The 23,485-nt window shown below is 38.5% G+C and carries 22 protein-coding genes, 1 tRNA gene and 3 pseudogenes; 21 read left to right on the top strand and 5 right to left on the bottom strand.

The features are described 5' to 3' along the window. The first annotated feature begins 121 nt into the window (after window positions 1–121). Window positions 122–1,942, top strand: coding sequence for a PAS domain-containing sensor histidine kinase (locus H8744_RS11365; protein ID WP_262434936.1), 1,821 nt, complete (start codon window positions 122–124; stop codon window positions 1,940–1,942). A gap of 11 nt (window positions 1,943–1,953) precedes the next feature. After that, window positions 1,954–2,736, top strand: coding sequence for an alpha/beta hydrolase (locus H8744_RS11360; RefSeq protein WP_262434935.1), 783 nt, complete (start codon window positions 1,954–1,956; stop codon window positions 2,734–2,736). 133 nt (window positions 2,737–2,869) lie between these two features. Here the strand turns inward: H8744_RS11360 and pulA are convergent, their stop codons facing one another. From pulA to H8744_RS11345, 3 genes are read right to left on the bottom strand one after another with little or no spacing between them, the layout of a single operon-like run. Then, window positions 2,870–4,867, bottom strand: a complete 1,998-nt coding sequence (gene pulA, locus H8744_RS11355; protein ID WP_262434934.1) for a type I pullulanase — start codon at window positions 4,865–4,867, stop codon at window positions 2,870–2,872. A 43-nt stretch (window positions 4,868–4,910) separates the two neighbouring features. Next, window positions 4,911–5,477, bottom strand: a complete 567-nt coding sequence (ruvC, locus tag H8744_RS11350; RefSeq protein WP_262434933.1) for a crossover junction endodeoxyribonuclease RuvC — start codon at window positions 5,475–5,477, stop codon at window positions 4,911–4,913. After that, the gene (locus tag H8744_RS11345) at window positions 5,474–5,776 is read right to left on the bottom strand and encodes a DUF4286 family protein (protein ID WP_262434932.1); all 303 of its coding nucleotides are present in this window, start codon (window positions 5,774–5,776) and stop codon (window positions 5,474–5,476) included. Before H8744_RS11345 ends, ruvC begins: the two co-directional genes overlap by 4 nt. 114 nt (window positions 5,777–5,890) lie before the next feature. Here H8744_RS11345 and H8744_RS11340 point away from each other — a divergent pair. From H8744_RS11340 to H8744_RS11330, 3 genes and pseudogenes are all read left to right on the top strand, one after another. After that, window positions 5,891–5,964: transfer RNA gene (locus tag H8744_RS11340), tRNA-Ala, on the top strand. Between the two features lie 144 nt (window positions 5,965–6,108). Then, the gene (locus tag H8744_RS11335; RefSeq protein ID WP_262434931.1) at window positions 6,109–7,284 is read left to right on the top strand and encodes a tyrosine-type recombinase/integrase; all 1,176 of its coding nucleotides are present in this window, start codon (window positions 6,109–6,111) and stop codon (window positions 7,282–7,284) included. 244 nt (window positions 7,285–7,528) lie between these two features. Beyond that, window positions 7,529–8,738 (top strand): annotated as a pseudogene (locus tag H8744_RS11330) (IS256 family transposase). A gap of 61 nt (window positions 8,739–8,799) precedes the next feature. Here H8744_RS11330 and H8744_RS11320 read toward each other — a convergent pair. After that, entirely contained in the window at window positions 8,800–9,141 is a 342-nt protein-coding gene (locus H8744_RS11320; protein ID WP_262434928.1) for a hypothetical protein, read from the bottom strand. An 18-nt stretch (window positions 9,142–9,159) separates the two neighbouring features. Continuing rightward, window positions 9,160–9,798, bottom strand: coding sequence for a hypothetical protein (locus tag H8744_RS11315; protein WP_262434927.1), 639 nt, complete (start codon window positions 9,796–9,798; stop codon window positions 9,160–9,162). A gap of 33 nt (window positions 9,799–9,831) precedes the next feature. On the opposite strand from H8744_RS11315, the gene mobV reads away from it, so the two are divergent. The 16 genes and pseudogenes from mobV to bfi2 (H8744_RS11245) all read left to right on the top strand — a co-directional run bounded on the left by mobV (window position 9,832) and on the right by bfi2 (H8744_RS11245) (window position 23,476). After that, on the top strand, window positions 9,832–11,157 hold the full coding sequence (gene mobV / locus H8744_RS11310; RefSeq protein ID WP_305067366.1) for a MobV family relaxase: 1,326 nt from the start codon (window positions 9,832–9,834) through the stop codon (window positions 11,155–11,157). Between the two features lie 300 nt (window positions 11,158–11,457). After that, window positions 11,458–12,378 carry a Bf21 family immunity protein gene (gene bfi2 / locus H8744_RS11305; protein ID WP_262434926.1) on the top strand — a complete coding sequence of 307 codons (921 nt, stop codon included), beginning with the start codon at window positions 11,458–11,460 and terminating at the stop codon, window positions 12,376–12,378. A gap of 19 nt (window positions 12,379–12,397) precedes the next feature. Further along, window positions 12,398–12,802 carry a Bfi1 family immunity protein gene (gene bfi1, locus H8744_RS19150; RefSeq protein ID WP_500793323.1) on the top strand — a complete coding sequence of 135 codons (405 nt, stop codon included), beginning with the start codon at window positions 12,398–12,400 and terminating at the stop codon, window positions 12,800–12,802. Next, window positions 12,787–12,921: pseudogene (locus H8744_RS19145) on the top strand (DUF7738 domain-containing protein); the annotation flags it as partial. The gene bfi1 and the pseudogene H8744_RS19145, both read left to right, overlap by 16 nt. A gap of 150 nt (window positions 12,922–13,071) precedes the next feature. Then, a pseudogene (locus H8744_RS19120) lies at window positions 13,072–13,158 on the top strand (transposase); the annotation flags it as partial. 183 nt (window positions 13,159–13,341) lie between these two features. After that, window positions 13,342–14,082 carry a TetR/AcrR family transcriptional regulator gene (locus H8744_RS11295; RefSeq protein ID WP_262434924.1) on the top strand — a complete coding sequence of 247 codons (741 nt, stop codon included), beginning with the start codon at window positions 13,342–13,344 and terminating at the stop codon, window positions 14,080–14,082. Window positions 14,083–14,371: 289 nt separating this feature from the next. After that, window positions 14,372–15,436, top strand: coding sequence for a toxin-antitoxin system YwqK family antitoxin (locus H8744_RS11290; RefSeq protein ID WP_262434923.1), 1,065 nt, complete (start codon window positions 14,372–14,374; stop codon window positions 15,434–15,436). Between the two features lie 134 nt (window positions 15,437–15,570). Further along, window positions 15,571–17,157, top strand: a complete 1,587-nt coding sequence (locus H8744_RS11285) for a hypothetical protein (RefSeq protein ID WP_262434922.1) — start codon at window positions 15,571–15,573, stop codon at window positions 17,155–17,157. A 211-nt stretch (window positions 17,158–17,368) separates the two neighbouring features. Next, on the top strand, window positions 17,369–17,932 hold the full coding sequence (locus H8744_RS11280; protein WP_262434921.1) for a hypothetical protein: 564 nt from the start codon (window positions 17,369–17,371) through the stop codon (window positions 17,930–17,932). Window positions 17,933–18,135: 203 nt separating this feature from the next. Next, a complete protein-coding gene (locus H8744_RS11275) occupies window positions 18,136–19,290 on the top strand; it encodes a hypothetical protein (protein WP_262434920.1) in 1,155 nt (384 codons plus the stop codon). A gap of 25 nt (window positions 19,291–19,315) precedes the next feature. Then, window positions 19,316–20,227 (top strand): hypothetical protein, encoded by a 912-nt coding sequence (locus H8744_RS11270; protein ID WP_262434919.1) that lies wholly within the window; start codon window positions 19,316–19,318, stop codon window positions 20,225–20,227. Window positions 20,228–20,268: 41 nt separating this feature from the next. Next, on the top strand, window positions 20,269–20,850 hold the full coding sequence (locus H8744_RS11265) for a hypothetical protein (RefSeq protein ID WP_262434918.1): 582 nt from the start codon (window positions 20,269–20,271) through the stop codon (window positions 20,848–20,850). Window positions 20,851–20,902: 52 nt separating this feature from the next. Continuing rightward, entirely contained in the window at window positions 20,903–21,400 is a 498-nt protein-coding gene (locus H8744_RS11260; RefSeq protein ID WP_262434917.1) for a hypothetical protein, read from the top strand. A 62-nt stretch (window positions 21,401–21,462) separates the two neighbouring features. Next, window positions 21,463–21,651: a hypothetical protein gene (locus H8744_RS11255; RefSeq protein WP_262434916.1), complete on the top strand. Its 189-nt coding sequence runs from the start codon at window positions 21,463–21,465 to the stop codon at window positions 21,649–21,651. Continuing rightward, a complete protein-coding gene (gene bfi2 / locus H8744_RS11250; RefSeq protein ID WP_262434915.1) occupies window positions 21,648–22,550 on the top strand; it encodes a Bf21 family immunity protein in 903 nt (300 codons plus the stop codon). The genes H8744_RS11255 and bfi2 (H8744_RS11250) overlap by 4 nt, the downstream gene beginning before the upstream one ends. Further along, window positions 22,547–23,476 (top strand): Bf21 family immunity protein, encoded by a 930-nt coding sequence (gene bfi2, locus H8744_RS11245; protein WP_262434914.1) that lies wholly within the window; start codon window positions 22,547–22,549, stop codon window positions 23,474–23,476. Before bfi2 (H8744_RS11250) ends, bfi2 (H8744_RS11245) begins: the two co-directional genes overlap by 4 nt. Window positions 23,477–23,485 lie beyond the last annotated feature (9 nt).

Genomic DNA, 23,485 nt, shown 5'->3' with positions numbered 1-23,485 from the left:
CTCACTTCATTTTTTTTTCAATCAAATTGCTTACTTTTACACCTACAAACATTCGTCATTAAATAGAGCCAAGATTTTGAAGACAAGCGAACAATTATCCAGCAAATTCCTCACTAAACTAATGGACCATGCAAACATGGGATGGTGGGAAGCAGACATGAAATCTGAAGTTTACTACTGCTCCGAGTTTATCGCCAAACTATTGGAACTTGGAGATGACGGAATGATAAGTTTTACAGACTTTAACAAAAGGGTATTGAAAGAAAACCTGCGTCATTCGCATACCACCCTTTTTGAAAAAGTACAGATGACGGATGATGCTGTTTATCTTCTCAGCACTTCTAAGGGAACCGTTTGGGTACGCAGTAAAGTTTGTTACTACGAAACTGATGAGTCCGGCAACACCAAGGTATATGGAATATCCGAAGTGGAAGACCATGCTGACAATGCTTCTATTTACAAGGCTCTTCAAGACAGTGAACGAATATTGAACAATATCTATAATAACATACCGATTGGTATAGAACTTTATGACAAAGACGGCTATATGATCGACCTTAACCGGAAAGACATGGAAATGTTTTATATCTCCGCCAAAGAAGACATTATTGGAATAAACTTGTTTGATAATCCACTGTTTCCGGAAGAAATGAAATGGAAATTAAAGAATCATGAAGAAGTGGATTTCACATTTCGTTATGACTTTTCAAAGTTGAACGGATACTATATAAACCATTGTAATAAAGGCACCATTGATCTGACTACTAAAGCAACAGCACTCTATGATGATGAAGAAATATTAACCAACTATTTATTAATCAACGTAGATAAGACAGAAAATACGGTAGCTTACAACAAAATCCAGAAGTTCAAGAGCTTCTTCGATCTGGTCGGAGATTACGCTAAAGTAGGTTATGCTCATTTCGATGCCCTCAGCCGGGACGGATATGCCCTAAAAAGTTGGTATAAAAACGTAGGAGAAAGGGAAGGCACTCCACTGCCGGAAATTATAGGTGTTCATGCACATTTCCATCCCGAAGACCGTGCAGTCATACTTAGCTTCCTCGACAAAGTGGTCCGTGGAACCGCTTCTAAATTATGTCGGGATGTCCGTATCCTTCGAGAAGACGAACATTATACCTGGACACGCATTAATGTATTAGTAAGAAATTATCGTCCGGAAGATAATATCATTGAAATGTTATGCATCAATTATGATATAACCGAATTGAAAGAAACGGAAAGAATGCTGATCAACGCCAAAGAACGAGCCGAAGAATCCGATCGATTAAAATCGGCATTCCTTGCAAACATGAGCCATGAAATACGCACTCCACTCAATGCCATCGTAGGATTCTCCAGCTTATTACAGGAAACAAATGATCCTGAAGAAAAAAGACAATACATAAACATCGTGGAGGAAAACAATAAACTATTGCTGCAGCTTATTTCAGATATTCTCGACTTGTCTAAAATTGAATCGGGTACTTTTGAAATGTGTCCCGTGAAAGTCGATGCACGACAACTTTGCACAGATCTTGTAAACAGTTTACGGATAAAAACAGAAGAAAATGTAGAACTCTGTCTATCTCCCTATCTGCCCGAATTGTATTTCACAAGTGACAAAAACAGACTACATCAGGTATTGATGAATTTTGTGACCAATGCTATAAAATTCACATCAGAAGGAAGTATTACCGTGGGATATGAAATAGAAGGAAACGATGTCAAGTTTTATGTAAAAGATACAGGGATGGGAATAGCCCCCCAAAAACAAAAGGATATTTTCAAACGTTTTGTTAAACTGAACAACTTTATTCCCGGAACCGGATTGGGACTCTCCATTTGCCAAAGTATCGCTGCTCAATTGGGCGGAGAATTAGGAGTGGAATCAGAACCCGGTAAAGGCTCCTGTTTCTGGTTTATCCATCCTTTAATTTAAAAACGTCTCAAATGAACCTAAATGCTGATTACCATAAGCCAAAGCATGTAAAATTGAAGGATGCAACCAATGTAGTTATCTTTATACATGGCATTGTAGAAGGTCCCGGTCAGTTTTTAAGATTAATGGAAGTAACCTATAATTCAGGATATTCAGCAGCCTCTCTCCTACTTCCTGGACATGGCGGGTCAGGAAGAGATTTTGCACAAAGCAGCAGTAAGAAATGGATTAAGCATGTAAGCACCCAAGTTGCCCATTTCAAGAAAGAGTACAAAAAAATAATACTCGTAGGTCACTCAATGGGAACACTACTTTCTATTATTACATTTGTAGACGATCCAAAACAAATTATTGGTATAGTAGCCATAGACTCGCCTTTACATGTATGGGTAACAAAGAGGGCTATAATAAACAATCTTAAGATAGGCTTCTCTCGAAAGATTTCAGAAAACGATCCGGCATATGCTTTGCTTCAAGCCAGCAGTGTTGCACCTTGTTTCATATTGGCCTATTTATTGTGGATCCCTAGAATCATAGATTTGTTCCGTCTGATACATAAAACTAGAAAGTGTTTACATCATATATCTATTCCCATATTAGTTTTTCATGCAGACAAAGATGAACTGGTCAGCAGCTCCAGCATAAAGGTGTTTAAGCAAAAAGTCTCTCCAAAACACCTCCAAATCATACGCTTACCGGAATCAACCCACTTTATATATAAAGGCATAGATTGGAAAACACTGCAGAATGCTTATTGTCAGTTCCTGTCTAGATGCTTTCTTGACGAAGAATAAACAAATCAAAAGCTTGTTTTAAGCCTATCACAATATTTATCTGTTAGCTGTACAAACGTTCTAAACCATAAAAAAGCGGGGTTACATACTCCTACGCCCCGCTCTACTTATATAATGTTTATAACATTGATTTCTATTTGTAGATAATCAAAGCAGATTGTGCCGGTATGCTAACCTCCGGTCCATATAAAATGCCAAGACCACGACTATCGATTATTCCATCTTTACAAACTATCGTATATTTTCCCTCGGGTACAGATAGCTTTGCCAACGTATTACGTGAATTGAAAGCGACAATGATATCCTCCCAACTATCCCCGTTTGCGTGATCTTTTAAACGGAAAGCAACCAAATTACTTCCATCTACAGGAAGAAATTCTAGATGCTTACGAACTAATTCTGCATCACCCATTCTAAAGGCCGGATGAGATTTGCGAAGGTCTATCAAACGTTTATAATACATGAATACATCTCCATTCGTCGTTTTACGCCTCCAATCGATAGCATTAATAGAGTCAGGACTTTCAAAGCTATTATGTACACCTTTCTTGTCGCGCATCACCTCTTCACCTGCATAAATAAAAGGTACGCCCTGAGAAGTAAACACTACTGTCTGTGCCAGTTTATCCAATTGCTCCAATGTTTCAGGAGTAATGTCGGGAATACTCGATTTCAATCTATCTACCAAGCACATATCGTCATGACAAGACACATAACTAATCATTTGCGTTGGCTGTAATGCCCATGGAGCCTGACTGTAATTTACCGAGTCATTATTTACCTGCGGATGGCTGATAGCTCCGACAATGCCAAATTTCATACTCTCCTCTCCCCCCGGAAGTCCTGCAAGAAAAGCACCTTTATGATCATCATTGAATGGTCCTCTCAAAGCATCACGCAATTCATCCGAGAAAGCGGCAATCCCTGGCATTTCATGGACATTGGCTTTCATTGCCAATGAATCAGCGGGGTATTTCGGAGCCTCAGCCGCCCAGCCTTCTCCGTAAATATAGATCGTAGGATCGACCTTATCCACTGCCTTACGAATTTCATTCATAGTTTCTATATCATGTATGCCCATCAGATCAAAGCGGAAACCATCTATATGATACTCATCGATCCAATTGAGTACGGATTCAATCATGTATTTACGCATCATGGGACGATTGCTGGCCGTCTCATTACCGCAACCCGAACCGTTGGCAAATGTTCCGTCTTCCTTCTGACGATAGAAATATCCCGGAGCCGTCCGTTCAAAATTGCTTTCGGAAGTATTGAATGTATGATTGTATACCACATCAAGCACTACACGGATACCCGCTTTGTGTAATGCCTGTACCATCTGCTTGAATTCTTTTATGCGAACAGAAGGATTATAAGGGTCTGTAGAATAGGAACCATCCGGTACGTTATAATTTTGCGGATCATATCCCCAATTGTATTTATTATCATTCAGTTTAGTTTCATCCACAGAAGCATAATCATAGGATGGAAGCAAATGCACATGTGTCACACCCAATTCTATCAGATGGTCGATACCGGTCAAAAGCTTATCCGGGTTCAGCGTACCGTGTTCGGTCAAAGCTAGAAATTTTCCTTTATTCTTGACACCTGAAGTGGAATCGACCGAAAAATCACGATGATGCATTTCATACAGAATTATATCTGCCGAAGACTTTAATTCCGGACGCCTGTCATTCTCCCAACCTTCAGGATCAGTAGCTTTCATATCAATAATAGCAGCCCTCTTACCGTTCACACCGACTGCTTTAGCATTGATACCTGGTGTATCACCAAGCCATTTATCATTAACCTTTACATTGAAAGTGTAAAATTTACCCATCAGATCTTTATCCACCGCTACTGTCCAAGTTCCTTCCTCACCTAATATCATAGGTACGGTTTCGTAAGCATGACCACCTTCTCCAGCTTCAAACAACATTAATCTCACCTCGTCGGCTGTAGGCGCCCAAAGGGAAAATTTTGTAGAAACAGGTGTATATTCCATCTCCGTCAAACTACCCGAACGAACGGGATAAAGTTCATAAGAAGCATATTCCTTCTTTGCCGGTGTACAACTCATAATGGTGGCTGTAGTGACACCTATTACTGCTAGATAATTAAACTTCATTGTATAGTAATTTTTAAGTTTTATTTTTTTAATATCCTATCGTTCATCTCACCTTGTTAGGATTTTTAGCAATAAAATCCTTCCATCCATGATAACCTTTCTCTGTGACAGGACGCCCCATTTGAAGAAAATGACAATATGCAGCCGCCAAACCATCCGTTGCGTCCATGAAAGTAGGCATATCATCCTTGGATAAATGTAACATTCTTTGTAGCATATCAGCGACCTGCTCCTTTGAAGCCTGTCCGTTTCCGGTTATGGCCATCTTTATTTTTAACGGTGCGTATTCCGTTATAGGAATATCCCGTATCAAGGCCGCTGCCATTGCAACTCCTTGAGCGCGTCCTAATTTCAACATTGATTGTACATTCTTTCCGAAGAAAGGTGCTTCAATAGCAAGTTCATCCGGTAGATAACTCTCAATTATACTAAGTACCCTTTCATGAATATGTCTCAATTTAAGGTAGTGATCTCTGAATTTCCGCAAGTCAATAATTCCCATGGCGATCATTTCAGGTTTTGTCCCTTTTACCCGTAGTACCCCATATCCCATGATCGTAGTACCGGGATCAATACCCAAAATTATTTTCTCTTTGACAGATTGAATCACACTATTACCTCCATCAATGTCGGGAAGCCTACCACCTTATCCTTAAATATCTTCATCATTTCATCATTGAGCTTCATTCCCTGTTCCATATGCCAACGATGCAACAGACTGCTACTTTCAACTTCCCATTGCACAGTATAAGAAGTTCCATCTTCTCTATGACTCAAGACACGACAAATACGAGGAAATTTTAAGATTCCATTCTTTTCTATTTCAGGTATATAGCACTCTCTGATCCATATCAGGAAATTTTCATTAATATCATCATCTACTTGATATGTTGTATTATAGATAAGCATATTTCTTTTTTTGATTATTATTTTCCGCAAACATAGCAATTATTTCAGAATAATACATTATATTTGCGCCACGAAAAAGGAACAAGTTCCGCAATCGTTATCAGAATAAAATAAGGGGCGTTAGCTCATCTGGCTAGAGCGCGACACTGGCAGTGTCGAGGTGATCGGTTCGAGTCCGATACGCTCCACATCCTCTAAATACCTGATAAGCAGAGGATTAACTAATCAAAAATCACCATCCACAAGCAGTAAAAATTTAAAAAAAATGCATTTTTAGCTCAATTTTGAGCAAAAGTGCTTGTCGGAAACCTGTCCCAATAAATTTTTACATCATGATTTCATTATCACTGGCCGTTGTTCCAGCAAAAGTTTTAGCCGATGGAACACACAAAATTAGAGTAGCAATTAACCACAAAAGAGAGACACGTTACTTAGCTACGCGATTTTCTATAAATAATTTAAAACAGTTTAAAAACGGTCGAGTTGTCGGATGCGAAAACTCTGACTCAATAAATAAAAAATTACGTGATATTTTAGACGAATATCAAGATGCCGTAGACAAAATAAATACGGATGCATTCAATGCAACACAAATACGTGAATATCTTTCTCGTTATAAATCCTCTTCTACTACTGTTTCACAAAGATGGCAGGGATACATAGATGAATTAAACGAGGAAGGCCGTACCGGAACAGCCGGATTACATCAATATACTAAAAGATACTTTGAAGAACGGTTTGTTGGGGAAATAATGTTTGATGCAATCAGTCCTGCTGTCGTTAAGGACTTTGATAAATTTTTGAGAATAAAAAAGAATTTAGGAGACACAACTATAAGTATGCATATGAAGCGATTTAAAGTTATTGTAAACGCTGCAAAACGCGATAATATAATAAAATACGAAGTTGATCCATTCGCTTATTATGAAATGCCACATTCAGAAGAAAGAGAGATAGATATAACCGTTGAAGAATTAAAGAAAATACGCGATTGCAATGTAAAAGAAAAATCTCTGTGTGTTGCACGTGACATATTTATGATTTCATACTATCTAGGAGGTATTAATCTTATTGATCTGATGAATGCAAACTTTAAAAATGCAAGTGTATTAGAGTATATTAGAACGAAAACTGCACATACAAAACGCGGAGATAAAAGAATAAGCATCACTATACCATTCGAAGCAAAAGAGATATTAAAAAAATGGGTAAATAAAAGTGGAAAACTTGAATTCGGATATAAATATTCATATGTAAATTTTAGGAATTATATCACAAAAGAAATACAGAGGCTCGCTTCACTTCAGGGAATAGATAAAAGAGTAGTCTATTATTCTGCGAGAAAATCATTTGTGCAACACGGCTTTGAAATAGGAATTCCACTTGAAATATTAGAATACTACATTGGTCAATCAGTAAAAAAGAATAGACCTATTTTTAATTACGTGAAGTTCATGAGGAAACATGCGGACGAAGCAATAAGAAAAGTGCTTGATAATTTAAAATAATAGTTTAGCGAATGAAGCATTTCTCCGTACTTATTTTCCAGAGTGCGTGTATGGGCTTACCACTAGTAAGAAGCCTAAAAAGAGAAAGCGTTAAATGTTACGTTTAGAACTGAAAAAGCCAACTTATCCGTAATTGGATAGGCTGGCTTTTTGCGGGACTGTCCATAAGATTGTGTAAATAGAAAACTACGGGATTCTTCTTGTAGTTTTCTATTTATCTATTAACTTTGTAAAAAGACGAATTATGGACATTCCGAAAGAATTTTTAAGTAAAGAGTTTCTGTCTCAATTTAAGACAGGTGAGGATTTGACAGCTTTTATGAAGGAGCTTCACACTCGTGTTTATGAACAAATGCTGGAAGGTGAGATGGATACCCATTTAGGTTATGAAAAGCACTCCAATCAAGGAGATCATAGCGGTAACTCACTTAATGGCAGTTATAAGAAACAGATTCAAACCGAGATGGGTGAATCCGTCATTCAGGTTCCTCGTGATCGAGAGGGTAACTTCGAGCCTGTGGTAGTGCCTAAGTATCAATCCCGGGGTTTATCTATTGAACGGCTTGTTATTTCTCTTTACGCCAAAGGAATGAGCGTATCAGACATTGAGTCGGAAATGCAGGAAATATATGGCATCAACCTCTCCACCTCTGCCATTTCTATTATCACCAATAAGGTCAGCCAGGCTGCTTCAGAGTGGCAGAACCGTCCTCTGGAAAGCTTATACATGATTGTTTGGATGGATGGCATCGTATTCAAGGTCAGGGAAAATGGTAAAGTTATCAACAAGACTGTCTATTTATGTGTAGGCCTGAACAAAGAGGGCTTCAAAGAGGTATTGGGCATGTGGGTTGGTAAAAATGAGAGTGCCGCATTCTGGATGGGCGTGTTAACGGATCTCAAAGCCCGTGGCGTAGAAGATATCCTGATCACAGTGACTGACAATCTGAATGGATTTACAGAAACTATCAAGAGTGTGTTTCCTGCCTCTACCACCCAAATATGTGTGGTACATCAAATTAGAAACTCCTGTCGGTATGTGGTCTGGAAAGAAAGAAAGAAAGGAGTTTACTTCTGATTTAAAGAACATCTATAATGTACCCACGAAAGAAGCGGCAAAGATGGAGTTGGATAACTTTGAGCGAAAATGGGGCAGCAAATATCCATATGCAATACGTTCATGGAGAAATAATTGGGAAGAACTAACCGTATTCTTTGACTTCCCTGTTGAGATTAGAAAAATCATTTATACAACGAATCTTATTGAAAATCTGAATGGTAAAATTAGAAAGTATACCAAAAATAAGCTATCATTCCCTAATGATGATGCTCTGAAGAAGTCTGTTTATCTGGCTATTGCAGAAATCGAAAAGAAATGGTATCAACCGATTTGGAATTGGGCATTGATTTTTAATCAATTTATTACTATATTTGAAAACAGGATTCAAGTATAATACCTGAATCCTGAAGTTTTCTATTTACACAAAATTGTGGATAGTGCCATTTTTGCATTAGTTATAGTTTCACTAGACTATTCCCATGTGAAAGTATAAATTGTAGTTTCTGTCCTTGTTTCATTATTATTAGGCGTTTGTAAGTAGATACTTCAGTACAGCTTTCCACATATCCGTCTTTATCAAATGTATAGGTATATTGCTCTGTAGTTTCGTAAATTTCCTCTTTACTATATATTTTGTCTGGAAGTTGTTTGCATCTCATTCCTGCCAATTCGGGATGTGCTTCCAATAACGGACGCAAATCATCCACACTCCATACCACTATCGGAAGATAGCCTTTACAAGTTTTTCCGCTATAAGACAATTCGTGAATATCTTCATCGCTAAAGCTCCATGCCATTTTAGTTAATTTTTCACCTTACCATGTGTAAGACAGATAGTCCTCTTCATCATATTGCAATTTTACTAGCTGATTGTTTGCATTATAAGTAAAGTCTGTATTATCCAAATCCCCTCCGTCACTATCAGAAGTATGTGTTATTAATCCATTTTCTAATGTATATGTGATTGCCTCTCCATTTCTGCTTTCAATGATTTTGTTTGTTCCCCAAGTGACAGTATAAGTACTGGTGTGTGTGCTACCATCGTATTGTTCTATGTTTGTAGCTGATACTAGCCTACCATTGCTATCGTAGGAATATTCAGTAATAGATACCCCATCTTCGGGTAGTATTCTTCCCCTAAACCTTGCATCCGACCGCCCCGTGCAAAGAAGCCTTTGAAAACGGAAACGACCGCCCCGCCGCCCACCACCGACCGAAAGGGGAAAATAATAAGGTGGGGTTATACGGGTAAGCAGGCGGCAGGGAGAGCCACCACAGAAAGACCACCGACACGCTGCAGGGTATTTACGGAGAAAATACCGTAGCTTATTAGGGAATTTTCCGAGCCGCAATACTCCGTATCGCTGAAAATTCCCCAATAAGGCAAGGGGCAAGCCCCTCTGCACACCCCGTCGGAGACGGCTCTTTGCCGCCCCGAAGATACAAAGAATCATTGTTTCACAAGCTAAAAAAGAAAGGAAAAATATATGGGTTTCGTAGTATTGCACATGGAAAAGGCGCACGGTTCCGACAGCGGAACAACCGCCCACATCGAGCGTTTCATCATCCCGAAGAACGCAGACCCCACACGAACGCACCTGAACCGAAAACTCGTTGCCTACCCCGACGGGATAAAAGACCGTTCGGCAGCTATTCAGAGAAGACTGGAAGAAGCTGGGCTGACACGCAAAATCGGAAACAACCAAGTACGGGCAATCCAAATCAACGTGTCGGGAACGCACGAGGACATGGAACGCATCGAAAGGGAGGGGCGTTTGGACGAGTGGTGCGCCGACAATCTGAAATACTTCACCGACACGTTCGGAAAGGAGAACATCGTGGCGGCTCACCTGCACAGGGACGAGGAAACGCTGCACATACACGTTACACTCGTTCCCATCGTCAAGGGAGAGCGCAAGCGCAGGAAAAGGGAGGAGCAGACGAAGAAGCGATACCGCAAGAAGCCGACAGACACCGTAAGGCTGTGCGCAGACGATATTATGACACGGCTGAAATTAAAGTCCTACCAAGATACCTATGCCGAAGCGATGGCGAAATACGGGCTGCAAAGAGGTATAGACGGTTCGAAGGCTCGCCACAAGTCCACGCAGCAGTATTATCGGGACATACAGAAACTCGCCGACAATCTGAAAGCGGAAGTGGTGGATTTGCAGCAGCAAAAAGAAACGGCACGGGAGGAATTAAGACGGGCGAAAAAAGAGATACAGACCGAGAAGCTGAAAGGGGCAGCAACTACCGCAGCCGCCAACATCGCTGAGAGCGTCGGTTCTTTTTTCGGCAGTAACAAGGTCAAGACGCTGGAGAGGGAGAACACCACCCTGCATAGGGAGGTAGCCGACCACGAGGAAACCATCGAAGCCCTGCAAGATAGAATACAGACCATGCAGGCAGACCACAGCCGGGAGATACAGGAAATGCAGCAGAAGCACGGCAGGGAGATAGCGGACAAGGAAGCGAAACACAAGGAGGAAATATCGTTTCTGAAAGCGGTAATTGCAAGGGCAGCGGCATGGTTTCCCTATTTCCGTGAAATGCTCCGTATCGAAAACCTATGCCGCCTTGTCGGGTTCGATGAAAGGCAGACGGCAACGCTCGTCAAGGGAAAGCAGTTGGAATATGAAGGGGAACTCTATTCGGAGGAACACAAGCGGAAGTTCAAAACCGAAAAGGCAGGGTTTCAAGTGCTGAAAGACCCGACCGACGGGACGAGATTGGTTCTTGCCATTGACCGAAAGCCCATTGCCGAGTGGTTCAAAGAGCAATTTGAGAAGTTAAGGCAGAACATTCGCTGACCTATACAACCGCAAAGGAAAGGCAGGGGGATGAAGATATAACCGTTTTATCTCGCTGGAAAACAATAAAAAAAGTGCTGTTCATAATGCCTTATGAATGGCACTTTTGCTATATTTGCAAATAAAAGTACATCGGGAACTATGCTGGGTACGTGACGAACAAAAGACTTTCAGGAAAGCACACGTGAATACAGAACTTAAAATCAAAGTAACATGAAACTTAAAACATTTATCGTTATAGGACTCTTAAGAATCTTAACACTATACAGCTTCTAATATGACAACAAGAAAAAAGGTGACATGAAGAAAACAGAAAAAAAGAGCAACAAGCAATCGAGGCGTGAAATCATAGCCGATGTCAAGCGTAGAGAGGCCGAGTGGAGAAAGAAAAGGAGAAAAGAAAGGTGGCGTATATGCAAATCCCATATCATGTTGTGGGGAATATTCATAATATTCATATCTTTCTTCCCATTACTTGTATTTGTCACGGAGTCAGATATACGTAACACTTTCACCAATATCATACTTGGATTGATAGCTATTAACGGTTGGATTTACCTGTTCATGTACCTCTTGTTTAAAGCAGCCCGGAATCTGACCACTCGGATTTCTCTGAAAAATGGCGAAAGTACGGGAAATGCGCAATGGTTACCGGATTCTTCAGGGATTCCGGTAGAGCCTGAATATTTAAGCCGGTGTGATGACAAACAGATTGTTATTGATAATGACGGCATCTCGGTGAGAATGGTGAGTTTCCTGGTCTGCCTCTTTATATTTTTAGTTTCGGTTTGCGCTGGTTTAACTCCTTCAAACCTTACAACTAAAGATTATGGAAGTATATTATTGCTTCTTGAGATGTACTTGATTATCCTTACACTATGGATAAGTGCCATTCTACAGCCTTGGCGACGGATTGTTTTTGATCGTGTTTCTAAGACCGTAACTATACCGGGACGACTTCTGTTGCATAAAAAAGAAACGATACCTTATAGTCAGGCTGAACTCACGATTCGTTATTACAGGCGTGGTTCGCTGGGATGTGTGTCAAGTATAATAATTTCCAATTCCAATTCACCCAGTCTGTTAAGTGGAGTCTCCTTGATGCCCGGTGATATGGATGAGGCCAGGCGTTTTGCGCGTTTCATACAACTATACATGGAAGAAGAGGAGTTGCCGGACATACCGGAATTTGAGAAATACAGAAGTAAGGTAAACGTTTAAATTGAAATAATAATGGGTTATGATTCTGTATGATTATTTATTTTACTGTTCCTATAAAATGGGTATGAGGTCACATAACTTTGACGGATTACCAGTGTTAGCAGGCATGATGATGGTTATACCCAATATGGCTATACATATACTCGTTATTCAGCTGATATTAAAGCGATTGGACTTTCATTGGCATGATGCTTTGTTACTTCATAAGCTTTGGGGACGTATTTTTTACTTAGTGTTTTTCTCGTTCATTTATTTGTACTATTGGTATAAAGGCAGATATAAAAGAATAATTGAAAAATACAATTCAGGAAAAGATACATATTGGAAGAAGCATCCATTTGTAACGATTGTACTGTTTACCGTTGTTGATCTGATATTATTTTGTTTGGCATTAATAATAGATAAATATATTATACCTATATGATTTGAAAATCGGAATCCGGTACTGATATTAAAACTTTTGATATTGTTATCAACTCACGAGGTTCTGGTATTCCTCCGTACGAAGGGCCTGAATATGAAAAATATGTGAATGGAGAATGAAACAGCAAGAGATATAAAATACAGAACTATAAATCAAGGTGATATGAAACCAGAAACTGCATATAAGTTTATAAAAAGATTTACTCTTACCAATACAACAACCATGACTATACTTTTTGTAAGTCAATGTGATTCTCTTTGGCGTGCATTCATCAAAAAGACGGCAGGAGTGATGTCCATCTTTTCTTCGGCCTGTTGGCTTATTGGATTGTCAACACCATCCGTTTGCAATTGAAACACATAATACAAGTATGATTGAAAGGATAAATAAGCAAAATAATTAGTCTATTATCTAAATATCAAGCCACTATTGGCGTTATCTTTATACCAATATATTGCTTGTAAAGTGTAAAATATATATATTTGCAACAAAACCATCTATAGACAAGCGAATATAACCGGTATAAATATGATATAAGAATGAAGCAGGAAGAGAAAAAAACTCGAAACAGACGAACCAATGAACAATTAGACAGGGATGTGATGTCCGAACTCGAAAAACTTGTGGCGGAACAGGGCTTCGACAATGTCAATCTAAGTACTTTGACAAAGGCTGCAGGAATGGAAGCCAACGTATTCTATAGAAGATACGGTTCGATGGATAATCTCTATGACAGACTTGCCAAGCAATATGATTTCTGGATGAACAATGCCATCGATATTTCCAACTTGAATGTATTGGGGCCTAAAAAGTTCTTCGCTGAAACATTCAAGACGCTCTTCAGAAACTTGTCTGATAATCCTGTTATGCAAAAGCTGTTGCTTTACGAAATGTCAGTCATCAATGATACTACCAAAAGAACGGCGGAAACGCGAGATATCATGAACCTTAATTTGATTACATATTACGAAACGCTGTTTAAACCAGCAAAAGTCAATATTAAAAGCATCACCGCAATCCTAATCGGAGGAATTTACTATTTGATACTTCACAAGGAGTGTGCCAAAATCTGCACGATAGACTTTAATACCCCGGAAGGAGAAAAAGCCTTTTCAGAGGGAATAGACTGCTTGACCGATACTATTTTCAATAGATTGGAAGCGTATGAAAGAGACAGAAACGCAGTCCGGCAAATGCTGGCTGACGGCATAAGCGAGCTAAAGATATGCAAATACATGGGCATTAGCAAGAATGACTTGAAAATGTTGCTCTCAAAGTAATCACGGTACTACTTTTTATATAGACATATTTTATATGGCTATATTTTTTTTTCATAATGCGATTGTAATAATCACACTTCCATTTTCAAAAGGATTCGTACAAAATAGTATTTAATTATAAATCAATAGATTGATGGATATTTTAATTGTGCAACCATCCAAAATACAGGTAAGTTTATTTAGTTCGAATCCTAATAATAATTAAAATAAATATCATATTTATAAGCAAAATATATTTCTTATAATTTATTTATGATACTTTTGTCGATTAAGTAATAAAACAAAAAGCATGAAGAAAATTATGTTACTACTCCTTTTCGGAGTAATGGTACTTACGAGTACGGCACAGGAAAAAGTTTATCAAATAGAAGAAATCACTGTTATCAACTATGGGGATGGCCGGATGCTCTTTCGCCTGAACAATGAAGAAAAGACCCCGCTCAACGGCTCTCACCGCCTGATTGACGGCTATCACTCGGAGTACATTCTTGCTGACTTTAAGGATGGCATGTATCATGGCGATTACCGACATTTCAAAGAGAACAAACTACTTGAAGAGTGCCGTTACAAAGAGGGAAACAGGGATGGATCATACAAGTGCTATTATGGTGACGGACAGACCGTGCAAAGTGAGCGAACGTTTATAGACGGCAAAGTGGATGGCGTGAGCAGGACATATCACTCGAACGGCAAAGTTGAAACAGAAAAAGTATATAAGTTAGGAATTGAAGATGGTTATGACCGGCGATACGGCAGCGACGGCACTCTGACGCTCGACGAATGTTATAAAGACGGTAAACGCGATGGCAAATGGACTCAACACCTATCGAGTAACCTCGGTGACATAGTTCGCATCAGTTTCTATAAGAAGGGCTTGCCCGATGGTCAGTGGAGCGAAACGTGGAAAGACGGCAAGCCCCGTAGCAAAAGCAGCTATAAAGACGGCAAAAAAGAAGGTCTCTGGATTAGATATGGTAAAAGCGGCAAGCCCGAAAAGTCCACCACTTACAAAAATGATGAAAAGAACGGAGAAGAGATTACTTATTTCACTGACGGCACTCCTGAAAAGTCGTCAAACTACCTCAATGGCAAATTGAACGGAATAACAAAGGAATTCTATTTTGAATCTGGCAAATGCAAATCGGAATATACTTTCAGGAACGGTGAGCGTGAAGGAGCATATAAACGTTACTTTGATACTGGAGAGTTGCGGGAGGAGGGTCGTTGTGAAGTTGATAGCGAGGTCTATCGCAAGGAGTATTACGCTAACGGCAAGCTCAAATCGGTTGCCGAGCGCAAGGGCGGAGGTTGGAATACCCTTGAAAGATATGATTCGGAGGGTAACAAAGAGTAAAAAAGGGGAATTGAATTGCCCTCTGCATGATATTGAGAAAGTTGGATGTATGGATATTCCCAGCCTATTATTCGTTATAACAGGAATACTTTATTCTCTAAATCAATTTAGAACGAAATAATAAATATTGAATTATGGATATTAAGACACTTTTGATTATGGGATTACTAAGTTTTGGACTTGCCGGATGCGCAAATGCGCAAAATAAGCAAGGGAACTTGAGTGTTAAGGAACTTACTAAAGAACAAAAAGAGAAGTTGAAAGAAATGTATGCGATGTACCGGTATTTTCAAATGAAACCGGGCATTTCCGAAAATGTGACTGTAGAAGAAAGAATCGAACCTTTGCCGTGGGTGGAAACGGAGAGGGAGTTTGATTCATTTCATGTGAAGGAGTGGCTTAGTAATGCCCAATTAGGGTTTGGAGATTTCTATATGGTAGACGGCAGATTGTCGCTGCATGGTACATATGGAGCGTGCAAAGACCAGAGGGAGACGAAAGAATACCCGCAAGTGACACCCTCCGATAATCCTTATGAGAATAAACTTGCTAACGTAAACATGCTTGGAAACATGAGAATCAACCTTATATCTCGCTTGCAGAGTACGGATGGAGATACGCTGAAATTATCCGCTTTCTCTCGGTTTGATATTTCCGACGACAAAAAAGAACTGTCTATGTTGTTCCGCCCTATTTATGGAGACGCTGCCGACTTCGAGGGAGGTATCGAGGTAGAATTTCTTCCCCCTTTGCGCTGGAAATATACACGCGTATCACTTTTGCCGGAAGATGAAGGCAAGGAATATGAATTTGACGGTGTAAGATTCAAAGTGTTCAAATCCAATCCCGGCGATGTGATACTTGAATATGACGAGAAGTATGCCGAACAAATGGATAACTGTAAACTTATTCTGATTAAGGGGCAAAAGTTAATAGACCGTGGCAATCAAATGACGAGTGGCGGCAAAGAAATATTGCAATTTTACAAACATCCTGACATGGGTTTTGGAGAGTGGTGTATCACCTTCATGGAAGTAAACTGTAAGTCGCTCGAAACAACATCGGAAGCGTTGAAACTTGCAACAGAAAACCACTATCAGCCGACACCGGAAGAAATCCGTCACTTTCATGAAACGTCAGGTGAGATTGTGGGGTGTCAGCTAACGGATATACTAAACGATATTAATCCGAAAAACTACAAGGAGTTTTATCAACAATGGGTAGAAAAAGGCTACGAGGCTGCCATAGAGTTCAAGGGGAATTACGATGATACAATGGGATGTTTTTATGAGCGTTATGGAAATGACAGTGAACCGTATATCGGTTTTTTACGTGGTGTAGACATCGGTTGTTCGTATGTGAAAGCTAACCTAAAACCGGATTGGGATATTATAAACAGTTGTGCTATTGATTTTCTAAATAAATACAACAGTGCCGACGAGGATTCATTATACAGTATTATTGTAAAGCATAGAGAGGAATATATAGAACCAATCGTATCACGAAGAGAGACATTATCATTCTTAACTGATAAAGATATAGAATATCTTTCAAAAGATATCGTTGAAGATGAAAGTCCAATCATGTATTGCTGGTATAAAACCAGTACAGATGCGGATGCCATGTATATTTATAAACCGGACGAAACGACAAATAAACCTCTTATTAAAGTTCGTTATCATCTGGGCGGAGATAAGCCGGAAATTATTTATCCTGAATAACTATCGGTTATAAATGAGGGAAAAGAACGATCTGAATAATCACTTTTAAAATATATACGAAATGCGAACTATTACACGTTAATACAGGACTTTAAAGTAAGGATGATGAAATCGTACGATACCATCATGAGTTGCAGGAACGAAAACGATGTACAAAGAGCAAGTCAAAGAGTGAACAGGAGATTTCGATATAACAATTTAACCTAAGAATATGAACAAAATTATAATGATTGCAGCCTTATCGGCAGTTTGTACGTTTACGGGATGCAACAATGCGTCCAAACAAAGAACTGGGAATACCAGTTCAGAAACCAACTTGCCTTCATGTCAGAAGACATCACAAGACAAACCGAACGTGATAGAGATTGACGGTACACCGTATCTTGCACTGAATAAGTTGTTGGTATTACCGGATGATGCGAAGACCGTGGCGATACCCTTGCCTGTTTCATTCTACAGCTATTATCAATATATACAAAATGGCGAAAATCCGGGATATCAACCTGCCGATAATTTGATCTCTTTCTTAAAAGCACTCGGATTCGAGGGTGCGGAATTTCATACGTGTCATACGCTTCCATTCAGAAATAAAAATATTCTTCCGGTATTACTTTGTCTATCCTTAGGAGACAACGACAGCTATCTGGTCGTGACCGTTGATGCCGAGCGAGGTAAAATAATTGACCATTTAAAGGTAGGCGAATCAACCGATAACGGTATAATTTCATTCCGTATAGATAAAGAGTTCATATTGCGAAATTCAGCGCAGAAATAGTATACAATGAAACGGACAATACTTATGAAGAGGTCTATAAAGAGAAATTAGGTAGCTATCAAATCGGATCTGACGGCAAAATCAGAAAGGAAGGTATTTCAAAGGCAAGTCGATAGTTTGTTATATTCGCTATTATTGTTGTCCGACAAAATGACAACAACAAGCATTGCGAAGTAATTCAAAATCCGAAAAAATATTTTATTATGAAACTAAAAACGATTTCAATAGCAGTGCTTGCAATTTTAGTTATGGGGTGTAATCCCTCATCAAATAAATCAGTAAACAACACTATTAACAGTGAAATAAAAACTGATTCAACAGAATATTTAAAACCTGAAGATCTAAACATTACAGAAGAAAAGTGGCAAGAGATACTCGACAGAATAAAGGTCATTCGTAAACAAGAAGAGGAAGAAGGATTTGAAACCTATGTTTTTGAAGATATAGATCAAGAATTGGGTATATTTATTTTAAATAAACTCTTCGAAAAATGTGGTTGGCAACCTGTTGTAGATTCACAATATGTTGAGCGTGTAAAGTATATTTTCGGAATAGACTTGGATGGTCATAAATACCCCATTGATAATAAATTTCAAAAGCGGAAGGACTATACAGCTTATTTCGTAAGTAATCCAGACCTACAATATGAATATGCTATTAATAAGAATGATGTCTATTTTTACCGAAATTTAGGAATTATATGTTCGGACATGCCTGTACCACAATCATTTGTTAAATCCAATGAATCAGGAGACTATTCTATTAATCGTGAATATTTTGACTTGTTTGATTATCATTGGAACAACTATTTGTTGAAAAACAACAAAGCAAGCTTAGCAAAATTAGTCAATGGAGAAGAATACTTTTATCCTGTCTACGATTTACTCTATATTTTTGGTTTTGACAAAGAGGAGATTATAAACAGAAAAATATTGCGAGAAAACAATGATAACTATAGTAATTACAATCATTTATTTGCAGCCCACGATATCTATGGAGAATTGGATATTAGGGCTGGATTGTTATCAACGGTTGTAAATCTAACCAGTAAAGATATTACTACATATTACTCTATGTTAGAAAATTATATTCGCTGTTGTGTAGAAGCCCCATTGGTTGCAGGTAATGACGGACAAGATGTTCTTTTCCAAGAGTTCAATGCTGACGAACGTCGTGAAATCATAGCACACTGCATCCCCACATTACAGTTCTTATACAATAAGTATTATTCTAATGGTAAAGATACCGTATGCCCCACTATATTGGAAGCAATCCAGACCGATCCAGAGATGCTTCTTGAGTGGAAGACAAATGATTATTACAAGGATATAATAATTGGAAATGGGAATTTTAATTAAGTGCAAACATTATCAGGGAGAGAGAATGAAGAAAAGAAAAAAAGTAGAAATGCCTATAAGCCACAAAATGCAAAATAGATTGCTTTTTCTATTGTCGCTATTTATGTTTGTCAATATGCAAACCGGCTGCACAAATCATCGCATTCCATTCAACCGGAAAGGTTGGGACGAATGGGACGGTCATTATTATTCCAGAAAGTTCATGGTTGACGATTTGGTAAATAACCGTCTGAAAGTAGGGATGACCTACCAGGAAATACTGGACCTATTGGGAGAATCCTATTTTGTGAATGAAGAGGATTCGATGCCCGGCATCCGTTATGAAATAGACGTTGAGTATCAACTCCTCGACATTGACACCTACAAAGGAACAGACTTATTCATAAAATTCGGTAAAGACTCCTTAGTGGTCAGTTATAAACTTGTTGATTGGAAATCCGGTTACATACCGGAAGCAGAAAACATATTGGATATACATTACATTTTAACCCAAAGGGGACCCGTCGAAGTGGATGATTTGTTAGCAAAAGGATACAAAGTAATCGGCCGCTACAAATTGTACAATCCGCATCCCCGCCCGATAACATCTGCCGATGCCCGGTTTATCACCGGAAAATTAAGCGGGTGGCTGAACTCCTCTTATCCTCAAAAGAGATTCCGGTTCGCTTTGCAAAACCTCACGGCAGAAAGCATCAGTAATCACATGAAATATGCGTTTACCATGCTATCTTACAAAAGAATTCTTGAAGGCGACTTTTATTGTCTGAAATTGCAAGCGGACGATAAGGAAACCGTTAGTATCTATATTACTAAAGCTCTGTGCGATGACGAGGATTACGACGATACGGAAGAGTGTGTGGTATATCCTTTCTTCACAGAAGCATGGCATGAAAATATAATGGATTCTAACCCCTATAAACCGGGAGAATTATGGTGATTAAAAAACAGAAAAGCACGAGATATAAAAAGACTGTCAGATTGATACTGATATTCGTAATCATTGTTGGAAGTATTGGACTCTTTTATTCCAACGTATTGCAACCTCCGTTTATTCATATAAATAAAGGTAAAAGTTTGAATATAAACCGAAGAGACAGTACCTATATATATACCGAGAATATATTGGTGACACATCCTCCTAAGGATACTTTGGAGCGCATGAAGATGATGATAAACTATTATGACACAGCAGGCGTATCTTTAGCTGATTTAAAGAGACAAGGCGATATAACATTCTATTATATGGGATTCTCGAAAAACACCTGTGCTACCCGGAGATTTTATTTAGAGAATCAAGTTCATGTAGAATGCAACAGTAATGAAACCTATATAGGGGCTATTAGCATTGCTCCCATAAGAGAAAGTCCTGATAAATGGAAGATTGGGATAAGTTATAATCTGGGGACAGAACCCGATGCCGATTATATCGGGTGTAAAACAAAGAATTACATTTTATATGATGAAAGTGGCTCTTATTTTTATGAGAAGCATAAGGATGATGAAATCGTACGATATTACCGTGAGTTGCAGGAACGGAAACTACATATAAAGGGTGAGTAAGTGATGGCAGAAATAAAGGAGTGTTTGTAATATGAGAAATAAAATATGGATTATGATAAGTGCATTGTTACTAACTAAAATTACGAAAATCGTTATACTATTACTTGTGCCGTTCCTATTTACAAGTTGCACAAAGACCGAATCAAATCCTTATGAGACTATTTGGTTAGCAATTACAGATACTGATAGTGGGTATGTAGTATATAATTATCCTAATTTCCAAGATGAAAATATGATTGCACCGGAATATGTAGCTATTCGGAACGATTCTTTGATTTATGCAACTTGGCATGATTATCCTGAAAAATTCAGTTTGAAATACGCAAAAATAGAGAATGGCAACAATGAACAGTATTCCTTTGTGACGGAATATTACTTTTCATTCACGTGGGTTGACAAAGAGAAACATATTGCCCGTTGGACAATATCTGATATTCAAAAGAAAAAAATAATAAGTAATTATTTATATGTAGATAGTAGATATAACACGTTTCCTTTAATTAACTATCAATGGGAGGAAAAGCAACCAATAGATGGAGAAAATGAATAGAAGCGGAATAAGCAATCTAACAAAAGAAGTGAGAAAAACCAAGTTCTTTTAATGATTATAACATGAAAGTACAGAAACCAATGACTGATAAATTGGAAGTACTGTCTTTAATGATATTGCTTATAGCATTTGTGGGGCATAGCAATGCCCAAGTGGAAACAAAAACAGATATGAAGCCAGAAATAGCAAAAATGGAAGAGTTAATAACAGAAGAATTGGAAATTTATGAAATAAAGAAAAAAATACAATGAAAAGCCATAAACAATATAAAAATGAAAATCAACGTTGGACTGAGGAGATTCAAGCGTTAAATGAAGCAGTACAACGTGATACGAAGAAATGGAAAATTATTGGATGCTTCTTTGCCTTGTTTGCAAGTCTATCATTTTGTGGTTCATTTTTTGCGGCTTGCTTTATCTGTGAGATAACAACAATAACTAACCTGACTTTATCAATATGTATTGCAATATTGGGATTTTGTTTTTGGTTAGTTCTGATATTTTACAAAGTAACTCCTAAAGTTTTTCCTAAAATTCCCCTCACAAATAATGATAAACTTTGGAGGTATAGTTATTTTGATTTCCGAGACAAATGGGTGTATAAATACATTGATGTATTTAAACAGTTCGACGAAAAGAGAATCATAATAGATGCCACCGATCCTACAAGGAGAGGAGTACCAATATTTTTCCTTCTTATCGTGATTATATTGCCTTTATTGGGCATATATCCTTTTCAAGGAGGAAATAATAGTTTTGCTGAAAACTACACAATCATTTTGATTAATTGCGTTTTAATATTGTCAGGAATATTTAAATTCTTATCCCCCCGAAGGACAATTGTCTTTGACCGGGAAAAGAAAACAATCACTATTCCTCGCCGATGGCTAATCCATAAAGAAGAAACGATACCATTTCAAAAAGCGGTGATTTCCTTTGGGCAGGATGCTCTCCGAGGAATTGATGGCGTAGTCATAGCCAATTACCAGCATCTTGTTGGTGAAGTTTCTTTGCAATTTGCTGGGCGTACAAACGGGTATTGTTTTGCCCGTTTGATTCAAGCTTATATGACTGAAGAAGATTTATCAAACTATCCCGAATTTGAAACTTTCGGGCAAATACAGGAAGATGTCAATATAAACAGACTATGACAGAAAAAACAGGTGACATGAAGAAACGGAAAAATAAGTGCAACAGGCAATTGAGGCGTGAAATCATAGCCGATGTCAAGCGTAGGGAAGCCGAGTGGAGAAAGGAAAGGAGAAAAGAAAGGTGGCGTATATGCAAATCCCATATCATGTTGTGGGGAGTATTCATATCTTTCTTTCCATTACTTATATTTGTCACGGAGTCAGATATACGTAACACTTTCACCAATATCATACTTGGATTGATAACCATTAATGGTTGGATTTACCTGTTCATGTATTTTCTGTTTAAAGAAGCCCGGAATTTAGCCGTCCGGATACCTCTGAAAAATGGCGAAAGTACGGGAAATGCGCAATGGTTACCGGATTCTTCAGGGATTCCGGTAGAGCCTGAATATTTAAGCCGGTGTGATGACAAACAGATTGTTATTGATAATGACGGCATCTCGGTGAGAATGGTGAGTTTCCTGGTCTGCCTCTTTATATTTTTAGTTTCGGTTTGCGCTGGTTTAACTCCTTCAAACCTTACAACTAAAGATTATGGAAGTATATTATTGCTTCTTGAGATGTACTTGATTATCCTTACACTATGGATAAGTGCCATTCTACAGCCTTGGCGACGGATTGTTTTTGATCGTGTTTCCAAGACCGTAACGATACCGGGACGACTTCTGTTGCATAAAAAAGAAACGATACCTTATAGTCAAGCTGAACTCACGATTCGTTATTACAGGCGTGGTTCATGGGTTGCACCAGATATAATAATTTCCAATGCCAATTCATCCAGTCTGTTAAGTGGAGTCTCCTTGATGCCCGGTGATTTGGATAAGGTCAGGCGTTTTGCACGCTTCATACAACTATATATGGAAAGAGAGGAGTTGCCGGACATACCGGAATTTGAGAAATACAGAAGTAAGGTAAACGTTTAATTGAAATAA

The organism is Jilunia laotingensis (assembly GCF_014385165.1).
In the GTDB taxonomy this organism is placed as follows: Bacteria; Bacteroidota; Bacteroidia; order Bacteroidales; family Bacteroidaceae; genus Bacteroides; species Bacteroides laotingensis.
This window is presented reverse-complemented; position numbering and strand designations above follow the sequence as displayed.